The following is a 16,562-nucleotide window of genomic DNA, read 5'->3' on the forward strand; positions in this document are numbered from 1 at the left end:
TGGATGCTTGACGCGGCTTCTCAACCGGTCAGCAGAACGCCAAAAAAGGCTTCAGGATCGGCCTGCCGGCTCAATCGTTCTGCGGGCGCAGGCCGAAGGTTGCTGGCTTGAGGCCATAGCGCATGTCGAAATCGTCGTCCGATGGTACGCGCGTCGCCGGCGGCTTGCGGTAGTCCGGGTCGCCGGCCTGGCGGCCCGAGTCGACGACTTCGGCGAAGGCCATCGCCTGCTGCTGCGGTTTCGGCACGTTGCGCAGCCGCTCGACGATCGTCACCAGATCGACATCATCGCCGGTTCTCGACGACGTGGCGTCTTCGCGCTTGGTCGTGCCCGGGATCAATTCCGCGGGCAGTTTTTCGAACTTCAGCCGCATGGTCGTCGCCACGCCTTCGCCAAAGGCAATGGCTTCGCGCTGGCCCATGGACGACAGGAAGGCAAGAGTCGATGCCGAGGAGTCGGCAATTGCCGAGCGGATGATCGCCTGGTCCTGCTCGTTGGCAAGCCGCATGGCAAAGAAGGTCGAGCATTGCGACAGAATGGTCGGATCGAGCTCGCCCGGGCGCTGGGTGACGACGCCGAGATAGCAGCCATACTTGCGGCCTTCCTTGGCGATGCGCGACAGCGCGTGCCTGGTGGGCGCGAAGCCGAGGCGGGCGTCGGCCGGCATATAGCGATGCGCTTCTTCGCACAGCAACAGAAGTTGCAGCTTGCCCTCGCTCCACAATGCGAGGTCGAAGGCCAGGCGCGCCAGCACCGAACAGACAGAATTGACCACTTCGGACGGCATGCCGGCCATCTCGAAGCAGGTCACCGGGCGGCCGTGATGCGGCACGCGGAAGATGTTGCCGATCGTCTCGTGGATGGTGTCCTCGATCAGGCGCGAGTTGAACATGAAACGGTAACGCGGATCGGCGGCCGCCGATTCGATGCGCGTCTTCAGCGATTTGAGTGTCGGGCGATCGTTCTTGCTTTCGAGCATGCCCATACGCTCATCGATCTGCTTGATGAGGTCGGCGATGCGGTAAGGCACCGGCGTATCGGCGGTCAGCGCATCGCTGCCGCGCCGCAGATAGGTGCCCGAATTCGGGTTGCGGTACAGATTCTTGGCGGCCGGAATGAGGTCGCGCAAGGCGTCGATTTCTTCCGGCACGGTCTCGCGCCCGCGGAACAGCACCTCGGCGAATTCCTCCAGCCGGAACATCCAGAACGGAAGATCGAGCGTCTTGGAATCGACCCTGACGCAATATTCGGGCAGCGACGCCGCGAACTCGTTGTGCGGATCGAGGATCAGGATGCGCAGGTCGGGCCGCGCCGCGATCGACTTGCGCAGCAGCAGCGAGACGGCGGTGGATTTGCCGACGCCGGTGGTGCCGACAATGGCGAAGTGGCGCGCCAGCGTATCGTCGATGGCGATGTTGGCGGCGATCGACTCGTCCTGCGAGAGCGTGCCGATGGTGATGGAGTGACGCCCGGCGAGATCATAGACCGCCTGCAGGTCACGGGTGCGGATGCGGTGGGCGATGGCACCGATATGCGGATAGGTGGTGATGCCGCGATCGAAGATCGGCTTGGCGTTCGGGTCAGCTCCGTCACGCACTTCGCCGATCAGCTCGATGCTGACCTCGATCGGATTCTGGCCCTCGTTGCTCCAGGCGCGATCCGACTTGCCGATCCCGTAGACCAGGCCGACGGTTCGCGTGGATCCGAGATTGATGGAAATCATCTTGCCGACCGTCCACAGGCCAGTCACCGCGCCGTCGATATCGTCCGCATAGGCGCTGATGGTGGCGCGCGCGCCGTCGCATTGCACGACATTGCCCAGAACGCGCCTGTCGTTCTGCTCTGCGTTGCGGCGCTCCTGCGATGTCGGTTCTCCGCCGGAAGCTTCGCGTTCGACAAACATGGACAGGCCAATCCCATTTCCCTGAAGCATCGACCCTACAGGACTGGGGTTAAGGCGGGATGAGGTCGGATGGTGTAGAGAGGATTAAGCGGTCCGTGCAAATTGTCGCGAGGCGGCTCTTCTCCAGTCTCGATATTTTCGCTATAATGGACGTATGGATGATATAGCGAACGATATTTCCTCGACCATCGGCAGAAGGATTCACGCCGAGAGGGTCATTCGGGACTGGTCGCTGGCCGAGCTTGCGGAGCGGTCTGGTGTATCGAAAGCGATGCTGAGCACGATCGAGCGCGGCAAGACCAGCCCGACGGCGACCCTTCTGGTACGGATCGCGTCGGCGTTTGGCATGACGCTGTCGACCCTCATCGCGCGGGCCGAATTGCAAGGCGGCGGGTTGCTGCGCGAGAGCGATCAACCGGTGTGGCGCGATCCCGATACCGGCTATGTCAGGCGGCATCTCTCGCCATCTTGCGACATGCCGCTCGAACTGATCAGGGTGCAACTGCCGGCGGGCGCCAAGGTCAGTTTCCCCGCCGCTTCCTATGCCTTCATCAAGCAACAGATATGGCTGATCTCAGGGCGGCTCGAATTCGTCGAAGGCGATGTGGTGCACAGGCTTGAGCCTGGCGACTGCTTGGCGCTTGGTGCGCCGGCGGACTGCACCTTCCATGCCTTGGGGCCGGGCGCCGACTATCTCGTCGCGCTGGTCAGGGGCTGACATCATGGCGAGACGACCAAAACGCTCCCACAATGGGGGGCCGCCTCTCGACGGGTACAAGGGGCCGCCATGGGGCAAGGGTGATCCCTACATCTTCCTTGCCTGGCAGGCCGCCCACGCCAAGGCGTGGAAGGCGCCGAGCCGCGAGGTCATGCTGCTGCGGATGGACAAGGCCGAACGGCTGGGCCTGACCTATGAGGAGTACACGCTCGAGATTCTGGAGCGGGGGCGGCACCTTCGGGAAGAAGACACCGAACGCATTGCCGCGATCAAGGCGGCACGCAAGCGCCGCCGCGCCCGCCATCTCGATTGACGGCGGTCAGTCCGCATCGACCATTTCACTGCAATTACAGGACGCCCGGATGAGTTTCCTCGAAATCAAAGCCCTTACCGCGACGATGGAAACGCGGGATACGCTGGCCGGTCTGCTGATCGAAACGGTTGCTGCCGGCGGTTCGGTGAGTTTCATGCATCCGCTGGCGCCGGAAGCGGCAAGCGCATTCTGGGAGAAGTCGCTGGCTGCGGCGGCAAGAGGGGAAAGAGCCGTGCTTGGCGCCTGGGACGGCGAGGTTCTGGTCGGCACCGTGACCCTGCTGCTCGACTGCCCGCCCAACCAGCCGCATCGGGCCGAGATCGCCAAGCTGATGACACGCGTCGACTATCGGGGCAGGGGCGTGGGAGCGCGCCTGATGCGCGCCGCCGAAAGCCTTGCCGTTGAGAAGGGGCGCACGCTGCTGGTTCTGGATACGGCGACGGAGGAGGGCGCTTCAGGCCTCTACGAAAAACTTGGTTTCACGCTGGCCGGCGAAATACCGGACTATGCCTTCAAGCCGCATGGCGGGCTGACCGGTACGCTGATCTACTGGAAGCGTATCGGCACGCCATCCCCGTAACTCATGCCGGTCCCAGTCACGTCGGCGCCGCACCGGAGAGGCGCGACAGCAGCCAGTCGCGGAAATCCTGCTCGGCGCTGGTCAGGCGCGCGGTCGTCGCCCTGGTCAGAAAATGCCCCGAGGTGCTGGAAAGTTCGAAATCGGAAAGCCTGACCAGCGCCTTGCTGTCGAGCGCCGCATCAATGAGCGGTCGCGAGCCCAGCAGCACGCCGGCGCCGGCTCTCGCCGCTTCCATGGCGGCGACGAAACTGTCGAAGCGGTGCGATCGCCCGGGATGGCCGGCCAAGCCCGCGGCCGCGAACCATTCCGCCCACATCTCGCGCGCGCCGGCGACCAGAAGCAACGGCAGGGATGTCCAGTCGGCACCGCCGGCCAGGGCCGGAGCCACCACCGGCACCAGCCGCTCGGCGGTCAGCCTGTCGGCTTCGCGGGCCGGAAAGGATCCATTGCCGAAACGGATATCGAGTACCGAGCCCGGCAAGTCGTAGTCCATAGGGCGATGGATCGTCACCAGGTCGAGCTGGACGCGCGGCAGCGCCTTCGCAAGATCGGGCAGCGCCGGAACCAGCATCAGCAAGGCAAAGGAGATCGGCACCCGGACAGAGACCGTCTGGACGGCGCGCGGCTCGAACAATTCCGCGGTGCTGTTGCCGATGGTGGCGAAGGCCGACTGGATGTGCGGCAGGTAGGCCGCGCCCTCCGGCGACAGCGCGACGCCGCGCGCCAGCCGCAAGAACAGACGTGCCTTCAGCCGTTCCTCGAGATGCCGGATATGCTGGCTGACGGCTGCCTGGGTCAGGCCAAGCTCGGCTGCCGCAGCGGTGAAATTCGACAGCCGCGCCGCGGCCTCGAAACTGCGGAGCCAGTCGAGGGGAGGCAAGGCCGGGATGGTTCTTCGAACCATTAGTTGAGTGTGGTCATTGGCCAAAAAATGATAATTTGAGTTATGCCTTTCGCGCCGTCAACATGCAATCGAAACCTGCGGATCGGGCCGCGGAGGCGTAGAGGACAGGAACGGATTTCGATGCTTACCCACGCGCTGATCGGCGACGAAGGCAGAACAATCGAACTTGGCTGGAAGGACGGGACGCGCACCCGCTTTCATGCGATGTGGCTGCGCGACAACGCGCTGGACGACAAGACGCGCAGCGCCGGCAACGGTCAGCGGCTCATCACCATCCTAGACATTCCGGCCGCGACGCGGATCAGTGCCGCACTGATCAAGGGAAGCGCTCTCGAGATCAGCTTCGTGCCCGAGCAGAAGACCGTCAGCTTTCCGGCGGCATGGCTGAACGCCAACGCCTATGATCGTGGCGAGGCGCGCCAACTCGGCTGGACGGATGTCGGGATCAAGCGTTGGACCGGGGCGGCGATGCAGGGTTCCGTGCCGCGCGCCGACTATGCAACCGCCAGCCGCGACCGCGACGTCCTGCGGCAGTGGCTGTCGGCGGTGCGAGCCTATGGCTTTGCCGTGATGGATGGCTTGCCGGCCGAATCCGGTGCCCTGTGCAAAGTGTCGGACCTGTTCGGCTATATCAGGGAAACCAATTACGGCCGCTGGTTCGAAGTGCGCGCCGAGGTCAATCCGAGCAATCTCGCCTACACCAATCTCGGGCTCCAGGCGCACACCGACAATCCCTATCGCGATCCGGTGCCGACGCTGCAGATCCTGTCCTGCATCGAGAATACGGTGGAGGGTGGCGAGTCGAGCGTCGTCGACGGTTTTGCCGTCGCGGCCGCGCTGCAGGCCGAAAACCCCGAAGGCTTCCGGCTCCTGAGTTCATGGCCGGCACGCTTCGAATATGCCGGCTCGTCGGGCGTGCGACTTCAGGCGAAGCGGCCGATGATCGAACTCGGGCCCGATGGCGAGCTGATCTGCATCCGCTTCAACAACCGTTCGCTGGCGCCAACGGTCGACGTGCCGTTCGCCGACATGGACGCCTACTACGCCGCCTATCGCCGGTTAGCCGAACTGATCGAGGATCCCTCCTTCGAAGTCACGTTCAAGCTCGAAGCTGGCCAGGCCTTCATTGTCGACAACACGCGCGTCATGCATGCGCGCAAGGCGTTTTCCGGCACCGGCAAGCGCTGGCTCCAGGGTTGCTATGCCGACAAGGACGGCCTGCTGTCGACGCTGGCGGCGATCGAACACGGGTTCAAGGAGGCGGCGGAATGAGCGGCCAGGACTTGAACGCGGACAACATCGTCGAATTCATCGCTGACATCTTTGAACGCCGGGGCGCGGAATCCTATCTCGGGGAACCCGTCACCATGTCCGAGCACATGCTGCAGGGCGCGTGGTTCGCCGAGCAGGACGGTGCGCCGGACGAGCTGGTGGCGGCGGCCCTGCTGCACGACATCGGCCACTATACCAGCGAGTTCGGCACCTATTCGCCCGACGATGTCGAGGACAAGCACCATGACGAGGCCGGCGGCGAGGTGCTGGCGCCGTTCTTTCCGCCCGTCATCGTCGAATGCGTCAGGCTGCATGTCGCGGCCAAGCGCTATCTCTGCGCCACCGACCCGACCTATTTCGGCAAGCTTTCGCCGGCCTCGGTCCACACGCTGTCGCTTCAGGGTGGACCGATGAGCGCCGAGGAGGTTGCGGAGTTCCGCAAGAATCCCTTCCACGAGGAAGCGGTCCGGGTCCGCATCTGGGATGAGAGTGGCAAGATCGCCAACATGAAGACACGAACGTTTCGCGACTATGTCCCGCTGCTGCAGCAGGTGGTGACCAGGTTCGCGGCTGACAAGGCGTAGCCATTCGCGATCGAACAAAGAGGGAGGCACGGCCAGGACCATGCCTCCCTTCTTTTTGGCTTCCCCGGATGGCCCTACGACTATCCCTTGTGATGGACCTGCTGCAGCCCGTAGACCGGCGTCGGCAGGCCGACCTGCCGGGCCTTCAATTGCAGCGCCAGGAACTGCGAATAGTGGCGTGACTGGTGCAGATTGCCGCCATGGAACCACAACGCCTCCTGCTGCGTCGGTTTCCACATGTTGCGCTGTTCACCTTCCCAGGGGCCGGGATCCTTGGTGGTGTTCGAGCCGAGACCCCAGCATTTGCCGACCTTGTCGGCGACCTCCTTCGAGATAAGCTCCGCCGCCCAGCCATTCATCGAGCCGTAGCCGGTGGCGTAGACGATGACATCGGCCGGCAGTTCGGTGCCGTCGCTGAGCAGGACGGAATGTTCCTTGATCTCCTTCACGTCGACGCCGCTCTTCAGCTTGATGGCGCCGTCGATGATCAGCTGCGAGGCGCCGATATCGATGTAGTAGCCGGAGCCGCGCCTGAGATATTTCATGAACAGGCCCGAACCGTCATCGCCCCAGTCGAGCATGAAGCCGGCCTTTTCCAGCCCCTTGTAAAAGTCGGCATCGCGCTTCTTCATCTTTTCGTAGAGTGGGATCTGGAACTCGTGCAGGATCTTGTAGGGCAGGGAGGCGAAGATGAGGTCGGCCTTGGCCGTGGTCATGCCGTTTTGCACCGCCTGTTCCGAATAAAGCGCGCCAAGGCCGATATCCATCAGCGTGTCGGACTTGACGATGTGTGTGGTGGAGCGCTGCACCATGGTGACGTCGACGCCAGCTTCCCACAGTGCTGCGCAGATGTCGTGGGCGGAATTGTTCGAGCCGATGACGACCACTTTCTTGCCGGCATATTTATCGGGACCAGGATGCTTCGAGGAATGGTGCTGTTCGCCCTTGAAGTTCTCCATGCCCTTGAATTTGGGCAGATTGGGCCGGCCCGACATGCCCGTGGCCAGCACCAGCTGCTTCGGCTTCAGCGTGATGTCCTTGCCGTCGCGGTGGACCACGACGGTCCACTCCTTCGTCTTGTCGTCGTAGGAGGCGCTCTTGGCCTCGGTCGAGGACCAGTAGTTCAGCTCCATGACCTTGGTGTACATTTCCAGCCAGTCGCCGATCTTGTCCTTCGGCGAGAAGACCGGCCAGTTCTTCGGGAAATCGATATAGGGCAGATGGTCGTACCAGACGGGATCGTGCAGGCAGAGCGACTTGTAGCGCTTGCGCCAGCTGTCGCCGGCCCGCTCGTTCTTCTCGATGATGATGGTCGGCACGCCGAGCTGCCGCAGTCGCGCGCCGAGCGCGATGCCGCCCTGGCCGCCGCCGATGATCACCGTGTAGGGTTGCGTCTTGAAGCCGAGTTCGGCGGCTTCCTTTTCGCGCTCCTCCTTCCATGTCAGGCGGTTCTTGGCCGAACCATGCTTGGCGCCCATCGGCCGGGCGAAGCCCGCCGGCTCCTCGTGGCCTTTCAATTCGACCATGGTGGTCAGCAGCGTCCAGATCTTGCCGTCCTTCAGCCTGATATGGCCAAAGCCACGCGCCACCCCGGTCTCGAAACTGATCCAGCCTTCGATCAGCCCGCCGCTTTCTGTCGCGTCCTCGCCCTTGGCGATGGCAAGATGTGACGGCTTGATCTTCGACAGCTGGCTTTTCAGCATGTCGCGGACCTGATCGCGGCCCTCCATGGTCTTGATATTCCAGGTGAAGGTGACGAGGTCGCGCCAGTAACAATCCTCCTGAAAGCAGCTGACAGCCTTCTCAATGTCGTTGGCGGCAAGGGCGGCGCCGAATTGATCGAGCAGGTCGGACAGTTTCTTGTTTGGGGCCTTGTCGAGCATCAGCATTCCTCCCGTAAAATCCAAATCGTCATGGTGGCTCCTCCCGACTTGCAAGCCGGACGATCAGTATCGGCAGAGATGGCCGCCTTCGTCACGCCCCACCATAGTTTCCAGTGATTTCAATGGCTTGCCAAAAACAAGTCGAGGGAGAGCCGTTCACCCTCCGCCAGCAACGATGCAGGCGAAGAAGATATCCAAATGCGATCCGCACGTTTCCCTCTGCAAGGGAGCGGGCTGACCGGCGCGGGGACCGAACGGAATCCGGGGGAGCGGCGCGGGCCGCTTGCCGGGGCCAGGCAACGCAGCTGCGCGCCGACCGCCGGCTCGATTTTTTCCCGTTGACAGGTTGCCTTTCCCGCCCTTAGTGTCCGCCACCATGAAAACGGTACTCATTCTCGTAGGAAGGCGCGTGGGCAAGGCGGTGTAACCGCCGGGCGAAAACCTCCCATGCGCACACACAGGCTCCCTCGGGGGCCTTTTTTATTGCCTGAAACACGACTAAACGACCAGCAACGCCCAAATGGCGACAGTACGGGACCAGACCGATGAGCAACGGACAGAGTGAGCGGCGCGAAATGACGGGCGCCGAAATGGTGGTGCAGGCGCTGAAGGACAATGGCGTCAAGCATGTCTTCGGCTATCCGGGCGGTGCCGTCCTTCCGATCTACGACGAGATCTTCCAGCAGGACGAAGTCGAGCACATCCTGGTGCGCCACGAGCAGGGGGCCGGCCACGCGGCCGAGGGCTATGCACGCTCGACAGGCAAGGCCGGCGTCATGCTGGTGACCTCAGGCCCGGGCGCCACCAACGCGGTGACGCCGCTGCAGGACGCGCTGATGGATTCGATCCCGCTGGTCTGCCTGACCGGGCAGGTGCCGACCTCGCTGATCGGTTCGGATGCGTTCCAGGAATGCGATACGGTCGGCATCACGCGCCCCTGCACCAAGCACAACTGGCTGGTGAAGGACGTCAACGAGCTCGCCGCGACCATTCACGAGGCTTTCCATGTCGCGACGACCGGTCGTCCCGGTCCGGTGGTCGTCGACATCCCGAAGGACGTGCAGTTTGCCAAGGGCTTCTACGTCCCACCACAGATGGCGCCACGCACCAGCTACCAGCCCAAGGTCCAGGGCGATCTGGAAAAGATCAAGGCGGCGGTCGAGCTGATGGCCAGCGCCAGGAAGCCGATCATCTATAGCGGCGGCGGCGTGATCAATTCCGGCCCCGAGGCGAGCCATCTGCTGCGCGAGCTGGTCGATCTCACCGGTTTCCCGATCACCTCGACGCTGATGGGGCTCGGCGCCTATCCGGCATCGGGCAAGAACTGGCTGGGCATGCTCGGCATGCACGGCACCTATGAAGCCAACATGGCCATGCATGATTGCGACGTGATGATCTGCATCGGCGCGCGCTTCGACGACCGCATCACCGGCAGGCTGACCGCCTTCTCGCCGAACTCGAAGAAGATCCACATCGACATCGACCCATCGTCGATCAACAAGAACGTCCATACCGAAGTGCCGATCATCGGCGATGTCGGCCGGGTACTGGAGGATATGGTGCGGCTGTGGCGGGCGACCGCCAAGACCGACAAGAAGGCGCTCTATCCCTGGTGGGAGCAGATCGCCAAATGGCGCGCGCGCGACTCGCTCGCCTACAAGATGAACAACGACGTGATCATGCCGCAATATGCCATCCAGCGGCTCTACGAACTGACCAAGGGCATGGACACCTACATCACCACCGAGGTCGGCCAGCACCAGATGTGGGCCGCGCAGCACTATCATTTCGAGAAGCCGAACCGCTGGATGACGTCAGGCGGGCTGGGCACGATGGGCTACGGCCTGCCGGCGGCACTCGGCGTGCAGATCGCGCATCCCGACGCGCTGGTCATCGACATCGCCGGCGACGCCTCGGTGCAGATGACGATGCAGGAGATGAGCGCTGCCGTGCAGCACGACGCGCCGATCAAGATCTTCATCCTGAACAACCAGTATATGGGCATGGTGCGGCAGTGGCAGCAGCTGCTGCACGGCAACCGGCTGTCGCATTCCTACACCGAAGCGATGCCTGATTTCGTCAAGCTGGCGGAAGCCTATGGTGGCCACGGCATTCGTTGCGAGAAGCCGGACGAACTGGACGACGCGATCAAGGAGATGATCTCGGTCAGGAAGCCGGTGCTGTTCGACTGCCGCGTGGCGACGCTCGCCAACTGCTTCCCGATGATCCCGTCCGGCAAGGCGCATAACGAGATGCTGCTGCCCGACGAGGCGACCGACGAGGCGGTGGCCAACGCCATCGACGCCAAGGGCAGGGAACTGGTCTAGTCCGGCCGAGCCGAGGCAGGGCTGTCGCGAGAAAGCCGTGCGCAACAGAGAACTAGATCAAGAGTTTGAAATCGAGATTCATGTCATGAACGCACAGCTACAACCCACCGGCTCCGCCTATTTCATCGCCAAGGAAACGGAAAAGCCCGAGAACCACACGCTTTCGGTGCTGGTCGACAATGAGCCGGGCGTGCTTGCCCGGGTCATCGGCCTGTTCTCCGGGCGCGGCTACAACATCGAGAGCCTGACCGTCTCCGAGACCGAGCACGAGAAGCATCTGTCGCGCATCACCATCGTGACGCGCGGCACGCCGCATGTGCTGGAGCAGATCAAGCATCAGCTCGAGCGCATCGTGCCGGTGCACCGCGTGGTCGATCTCACCGTGCGCTCGCATGAGTTCGGCCAGGAGCGGCCGCTGGAGCGGGAGCTGGCGCTGGTCAAGGTTGCCGGCACCGGCGAAGCCCGCGTCGAGGCGCTGCGGCTGGCCGACGCGTTCCGCGCCAGCGTCATCGACGCCAACACCGAGCATTTCATTTTCGAGATCACCGGCAAGGGCTCCAAGATCGACCAGTTCATCGCCATCATGAAGCCGCTCGGCCTGGTCGAAATCTGCCGCACCGGTGTGGCGGCACTGAACCGTGGCCCGCAGGGCATGTAGGCCGCCCAAGCCGATCCAGATCTTCCACAAGCGCCAAACTCTGGCTCGGCCACAGGCCGGCCACTGGCCTTTGTGCGGCCATCGGAAAGAGACAATAGTGTTGACGTATCTGGGAGGATATCATGTCGCTTGACGCATTCCTCGCCTTGCTGGTCTACGCCTTCGTGACCTCGATCACGCCGGGGCCGAACAACCTCATGCTTCTGGCATCGGGGGTGAATTTCGGCATCGCCAGGACCGTGCCACACATGTTCGGCATCAGCATCGGTTTCCTGGTGCTGCTGGTGGCGGTCGGGCTTGGCCTTGGCGCGGTGCTGACGGCGTTTCCGGCACTGCATACCGCACTCAAGATCGCCGGCGGCGCCTATCTGCTCTACCTTGCCTGGAAGATCGCCATGTCGCGCTCGCTTGCCGGCAAGGGCGAGGCGAAGGGGCAACCGATGCGTTTCATCGATGCGGCTGCGTTCCAGTGGGTCAACCCCAAGGCCTGGGTAATGGCGATCACCGCCATGGCCGTCTATACCAATCCGCAGCATCCGTTCCTGTCGGTGGTGCTGATCTCGATCGCCTTCACCATCGTCAATTTGCCGAGCGTCTCGGTGTGGGCGGGCTTCGGCACAGCGCTGCGCGGTTTCCTGTCCGACCCGGTGCGGCTCAAGTGGTTCAACATCGCCATGGGCGTGCTGCTGGCGGCGACGCTTTGGCCGATGCTGCGTTAGGTCGCGGGCTGTCCTGTTCGGAATGAAGGCCGATGCACAGCCATTGTGCAGTGCACATTAAATCTTCGTAATGCCGTGTTTTGGCCCTTTTCCGCCCAAGGCATGTCCTATCTATTCGGCGAAATGGCGGCAAGAGGCCGTGATTTGCGCTAGAATAAGACCATCAGGCCACGGCGTGTCGGATGGAGAGGGCCTTTTGATCATGCGTGGGAAAGCCATCCTTTCATTGCTTGCGGTCGCCTGCGTAGGCGCCGCCTGGCTTTACCTTTCGCCCGACACGATGGGCAAATTTCAGCAGATCATCGGCGGAAAGCCGGTCGCGGCGTCGGACAAGGCGGCGGCCGGCAAGCAGGCCGGCGGCGGCAATGGCGCTCGCTCAGCCTCGATCGTTTCCGCGACAGCAACGACGGCTGATTTCCCGATCCGGCGCTACGCGATCGGCTTCGTCTCCTCTCCGGCCGTGGTCAGCATCAATGCGCGTGTATCCAGCCAGATCGTGTCTATCGACGTCAAGGACGGGCAGATGGTTAAGGCCGGCGATCTTCTGTTCTCGCTCGATGACCGCGCGCTGAAAGCGCAACTCGCCAAGGACCAGGCGACGCTCGCCAAGGACCAGGCGATGCTCGCCAGCTCGCAGTCAGATCTTCAGCGCGCCAAGGACCTTGTCGCCAAGCAAGCCGGCACGCAGCAAACCTACGATCAGGCGATGGCGGCGCAAAAGGCCGCGGCCGCGACCGTCGATGCCGACAAGGCGACAATCGACGCCGACAACGTCCAGCTTGGCTTTGCCGCGATCAGGGCGCCGATCTCCGGCAGGCTGGGCGCCGTCAATGTCGCTGTCGGCGACCTCGTCACCACCAGCAATGGCAACAGCAGCACGGCGACCCCGCTGGTGACGATCACCCAGATGGATCCGCTGCAGGTCAACTTCAACCTTCCCGAAAGCAATCTGGCCCTTCTGCACAAGGCGTTGGCGACGCCCCAGCAAGGTGCCGTGACGCTGATCAAGGACGGTGATCCGACGCCGGTCGGCAAGGGCACGCTCGATTTCGTCGATTCCAGCGTCGATACCGCTTCCGGCACGATCGCGACGCGGGCGAGCGTGCCGAACTCCGATCTCTCCTTGTGGCCAGGGCAGTATGTCAACGTCGTGCTCGATGCCGGCATCATGCCACAAATGACATCGGTTCCCACGGTCGCGGTGCAGCCCAGCCAGAAGGGGCCGTTCGTCTATGTGGTCAAGCCGGACAACACGGTCGAGATGCGGCCGGTGCAGGTGGCGCTGACCGAGGGTGAAAACAGTGCCATCAGCGAAGGTCTGAAAAGTGGCGAGAAAGTCGTCGTCGAAGGCCAGACAAAGCTGAAGGAAGGTGCCGCGGTGCGTGAAGGCAAGGCTTCAGCCGGCGCCGATGGCCAGGCCGTTCCCAAGGTTGCCGAGGCCGACAAGGCCGGCGAGGCACGCCAATGATTTCCGAATTCTGCATCCGCAGGCCGGTCGCCACACTGCTGATGTCGTTCGCCCTCGTGCTGGGCGGGCTTTTTGCCTACAAATTCCTGCCGGTGGCCGCACTGCCGAGCGCCGAGTTCCCGGTAGTCAATGTCTCGGCTTCGCTGCCGGGCGCTTCGCCGGAAACCATGGCGACCTCGGTGGCGACGCCGCTGATCAAGCAGTTCGCCACCATTGCCGGCATCGACTCGATCTCGACGACCAACTCGCTCGGCTCGACCTCGATCGCCATCCAGTTCGTGCTCAACCGGGATATCGACGCGGCAGCGGCCGACGTGCAGGCGGCGATCGCGCGCACGCAGCGCCAGTTGCCGCCGGAGATGACGGCGCCGCCGAGCTACCGCAAAGTCAATCCGGCCGACGCGCCGATCCTGTTGATGTCCCTGGTCAGCGACACGGTTCCGCTGACCGATCTCGATGCCTTTGCCGAGAATGTCATCTCGCCGTCGCTGTCGACAATCGACGGCGTGGCGCAGGTCTCGATCTTCGGCCAGCAAAAATACGCCGTGCGCGTCCAGATCGATCCGACAGCGCTTGCCGCACGTGGCATCTCGATCGACCAGCTGCAGACGGCGATTGCCTCGGCCAACAGCAACACGCCGCTCGGCGTGCTGCAGAACGACCAGCAGCAGCTGACCATCACGGCCAACACGCAGCTGACCAATGCGGCGGGATTTTCCGATCTCATCATCGCCACCAAGAACGGGCATCCGGTACGGCTGGGGGAGGTGACCCGCGTCATCGACTCGGTCGAGACCTCGACCACGGCGAGCTGGTATGACGGCACGCGCGCCATCATTCTGGCGGTGCAGCGTCAGCCCGACGCCAACACCGTCGACGTCGTCGACCGCGTCAAGGCGATGCTGCCATCCTTCCAGGACCAGATGCCGGCGGCGGCCAGCATCAAGCTGCTCAACGATCGCTCGACCTCGATCCGCGCCGCCGTCGACGACGTGCAGTTCACCCTGCTGCTCACCATCGCGCTGGTGATCATGGTGATCTTCCTGTTCCTGCGCCGGGTGACGGCGACGATCATCCCGGCGGTAGCGGTGCCGATCTCGCTGATCGCCACGCTCGGCGTGATGTTCCTGTTCGGCTTCTCGATCGACAACATCTCGCTGATGGGCCTGACGCTGGCGGTCGGCCTCGTCGTCGACGACGCCATCGTCATGCTGGAAAACATCTTCCGCCACATGGAGGAGGACGGGCTCTCGGCCTTCGAGGCATCGCTGAAAGGCGCGCGCGAGATCGGCTTCACCATCATCTCGATCTCGATCTCGCTGGTCGCCGTATTCATCCCCGTGCTCCTGATGGGTGGCGTCATCGGACGCATCTTCAACGAGTTCGCGGTGGTGGTCACGGTCGCCATCCTGGCATCGATGTTCGTGTCGCTGACGCTCACTCCGATGCTTTGCTCCAGGCTGCTGTCGGTGTCGAAGGCCGAGCGGGAAGCCGCGCACGGCGAGGGCCAGAAGCATAATTTCTTCATGCGCGGCTATGACTGGCTGCTGACCTTCTGCCTGCGCCACACATTCCTGGTTTTCCTGGTCTTCATCGCAACGGCGGCGGCGTCGGTCTGGCTGATCCAGATTTCGCCGAAAGGCTTCTTCCCGCAGGAGGACATCGGCCAGGTCTCGGTGACGACCATTGCGCGCCAGGACATCTCGTTCGATGCGATGGTGAAGCTGCAGGGGCAAGTGGCAAATGTCTTTTCCCACTCACCCTACGTCTCGCATGTCGCCTATTCGGCGGGCGGTGGCGGCAGGGCGCTCAACCAGGGTCAGCTCTATGTCCAGCTGAAGGACAAGGACCAGCGCCCCGACATCGACAAGGTGCTGTCGGACCTGCGCAAGCAACTCGCCAATGTGCCAGGCATCGAAACCTATATGCAGCCGGTGCAGAACCTCAGGCTAGGCTCGCGCTCTTCGGCAAGCGCCTACCAGCTGGTGGTGCAGGGCCTCGATACGGGCCAGACCGACCTCTGGGCGCAGAAGCTGAACGACGCCATGGCGGCCGATCATGCGACCTTCACCGACGTCACCGACGATCTGCAGAACAATGCCCTGCAGGCGACGCTGGTGGTCGACCGCGACAAGGCGGCGACGCTCGGCATCGATACCGACACGCTGCGCTCGAGCCTCTATGGCGGTTTCGGCACCCAGCAGGTCTCGACCATCTTCGGCTCGGCCGACAGCTACGAAGTCGTCATGGAGCTCGATCCGAAGATCGAGTGGTCGCCCGAGCGGATGCTGGCCATCCAGGTGAGGACGGCCAGCGGCAGCCTGGTGCCGCTCGGCGCCTTCGCCCGTGTCGACCGAACCGCCGGCGCCTTGACCGTCAATCAGCTTGGCCAGCTTCCGGCGGTGACGATCTCCTACAACCTGCCGCAAGGTGTGGCGCTCGGCGATAGCGTGACCCGCATCGACGCGCTGAAAGAGCAGATCGGCATGCCGAAGGCAATCTCGACCACCTTCGCCGGCACGGCCAAGACATTCCAGGATTCACTTGCAAACCAGGGCCTGCTGATCGGCGGTGCGATCCTCACCATCTATATCGTGCTTGGCATCCTCTATGAAAGTTTCATCCATCCGCTCACCATCCTGACCGGCCTGCCATCGGCGGTGCTGGGCGCACTGGTTGCGCTCAGGCTTGCGGGGATGGATCTGTCGGTCATTGCCGTCATCGGCATCCTGATGCTGATCGGCATCGTCAAGAAGAACGGCATCATGATGATCGACGTCGCGCTCGAATTGCGACGAGAAGGCATGTCGCCGGTCGAATCCATCCACAAGGCCTGCATCATGCGCTTCCGCCCGATCATGATGACGACGCTGGCAGCGCTGATGGGCACCATCCCGATCGCGCTCGGCACCGGCGCCAGCGCCGAACTGCGCCAGCCGCTCGGCGTGGCGGTGGTCGGCGGCCTTGTCGCCTCGCAGGCGCTGACCCTGTTCGTGACGCCGGTGATCTACGTCTACATGGAGCGTTTCTCCGGCTGGCTTATCGGGCTGTGGCCGAAGCGCGAAGTCGAACCGCGCCCAACCGAGGCGCCTGCCCAGCCGTCCCTGTTCGAGGTCGATGAGGAGCAGCTGGTCGAGCCGCAGAAGGCGGCGGCCGAATAGTGCCGACCCGCCGCGAACGCGCTGGCCCAAGCCGTCGCGCTTGCGGCCTTGTGTCTGCGATCGTAATTTGCC

At 63.2% G+C, this 16,562-nt stretch carries 13 protein-coding genes; 10 read left to right on the plus strand and 3 right to left on the minus strand.

The window, feature by feature from the left end:
• Window positions 1-70: 70 nt before the first annotated feature.
• Window positions 71-1,903 carry an ATP-binding protein gene (locus tag AC56QQ_RS14960; RefSeq protein ID WP_489862027.1) on the minus strand — a complete coding sequence of 611 codons (1,833 nt, stop codon included), beginning with the start codon at window positions 1,901-1,903 and terminating at the stop codon, window positions 71-73.
• A gap of 154 nt (window positions 1,904-2,057) precedes the next feature.
• Between AC56QQ_RS14960 and AC56QQ_RS14965 the strand changes: the two genes are divergently transcribed.
• From AC56QQ_RS14965 to AC56QQ_RS14975, 3 genes are read left to right on the plus strand one after another with little or no spacing between them, the layout of a single operon-like run.
• Window positions 2,058-2,621, plus strand: coding sequence for a helix-turn-helix domain-containing protein (locus AC56QQ_RS14965; RefSeq protein WP_497128240.1), 564 nt, complete (start codon window positions 2,058-2,060; stop codon window positions 2,619-2,621).
• Window positions 2,622-2,625: 4 nt separating this feature from the next.
• Complete coding sequence (locus tag AC56QQ_RS14970) at window positions 2,626-2,934, plus strand: hypothetical protein (protein ID WP_497128242.1); 309 nt, start codon at window positions 2,626-2,628, stop codon at window positions 2,932-2,934.
• Between the two features lie 49 nt (window positions 2,935-2,983).
• Window positions 2,984-3,514 carry a GNAT family N-acetyltransferase gene (locus AC56QQ_RS14975; protein WP_497128244.1) on the plus strand — a complete coding sequence of 177 codons (531 nt, stop codon included), beginning with the start codon at window positions 2,984-2,986 and terminating at the stop codon, window positions 3,512-3,514.
• Window positions 3,515-3,530: 16 nt separating this feature from the next.
• Here AC56QQ_RS14975 and AC56QQ_RS14980 read toward each other — a convergent pair whose 3' ends face one another.
• Window positions 3,531-4,418 (minus strand): LysR family transcriptional regulator, encoded by an 888-nt coding sequence (locus AC56QQ_RS14980; RefSeq protein ID WP_497128246.1) that lies wholly within the window; start codon window positions 4,416-4,418, stop codon window positions 3,531-3,533.
• Between the two features lie 120 nt (window positions 4,419-4,538).
• Here AC56QQ_RS14980 and tmpA point away from each other — a divergent pair, with 120 nt between their 5' ends.
• Together tmpA and tmpB are read left to right on the plus strand one after the other, a co-directional pair.
• Window positions 4,539-5,690, plus strand: coding sequence for a 2-trimethylaminoethylphosphonate dioxygenase (tmpA, locus tag AC56QQ_RS14985; protein WP_497128248.1), 1,152 nt, complete (start codon window positions 4,539-4,541; stop codon window positions 5,688-5,690).
• Window positions 5,687-6,274 carry a (R)-1-hydroxy-2-trimethylaminoethylphosphonate oxygenase gene (tmpB, locus tag AC56QQ_RS14990; protein WP_489862022.1) on the plus strand — a complete coding sequence of 196 codons (588 nt, stop codon included), beginning with the start codon at window positions 5,687-5,689 and terminating at the stop codon, window positions 6,272-6,274. The genes tmpA and tmpB overlap by 4 nt, the downstream gene beginning before the upstream one ends.
• Before the next feature lie 80 nt (window positions 6,275-6,354).
• On the opposite strand, the gene AC56QQ_RS14995 is transcribed toward tmpB, so the two are convergent.
• A complete protein-coding gene (locus AC56QQ_RS14995; protein WP_497128250.1) occupies window positions 6,355-8,157 on the minus strand; it encodes an NAD(P)-binding domain-containing protein in 1,803 nt (600 codons plus the stop codon).
• 545 nt (window positions 8,158-8,702) lie between these two features.
• Between AC56QQ_RS14995 and AC56QQ_RS15000 the strand changes: the two genes are divergently transcribed.
• From AC56QQ_RS15000 to AC56QQ_RS15020, 5 genes are all read left to right on the plus strand, one after another.
• Window positions 8,703-10,484 carry an acetolactate synthase 3 large subunit gene (locus AC56QQ_RS15000; protein ID WP_489862020.1) on the plus strand — a complete coding sequence of 594 codons (1,782 nt, stop codon included), beginning with the start codon at window positions 8,703-8,705 and terminating at the stop codon, window positions 10,482-10,484.
• A gap of 85 nt (window positions 10,485-10,569) precedes the next feature.
• Entirely contained in the window at window positions 10,570-11,142 is a 573-nt protein-coding gene (gene ilvN, locus AC56QQ_RS15005; RefSeq protein WP_091580555.1) for an acetolactate synthase small subunit, read from the plus strand.
• Window positions 11,143-11,264: 122 nt separating this feature from the next.
• A complete protein-coding gene (locus tag AC56QQ_RS15010; RefSeq protein WP_497128252.1) occupies window positions 11,265-11,861 on the plus strand; it encodes a LysE family translocator in 597 nt (198 codons plus the stop codon).
• A gap of 202 nt (window positions 11,862-12,063) precedes the next feature.
• Window positions 12,064-13,329 (plus strand): efflux RND transporter periplasmic adaptor subunit, encoded by a 1,266-nt coding sequence (locus AC56QQ_RS15015; protein WP_497128254.1) that lies wholly within the window; start codon window positions 12,064-12,066, stop codon window positions 13,327-13,329.
• Window positions 13,326-16,490 (plus strand): efflux RND transporter permease subunit, encoded by a 3,165-nt coding sequence (locus tag AC56QQ_RS15020; protein WP_497128256.1) that lies wholly within the window; start codon window positions 13,326-13,328, stop codon window positions 16,488-16,490. The genes AC56QQ_RS15015 and AC56QQ_RS15020 overlap by 4 nt, the downstream gene beginning before the upstream one ends.
• Window positions 16,491-16,562: the final 72 nt, after the last annotated feature.

The organism is Mesorhizobium sp. RCAM 05099 (genome assembly GCF_059683685.1).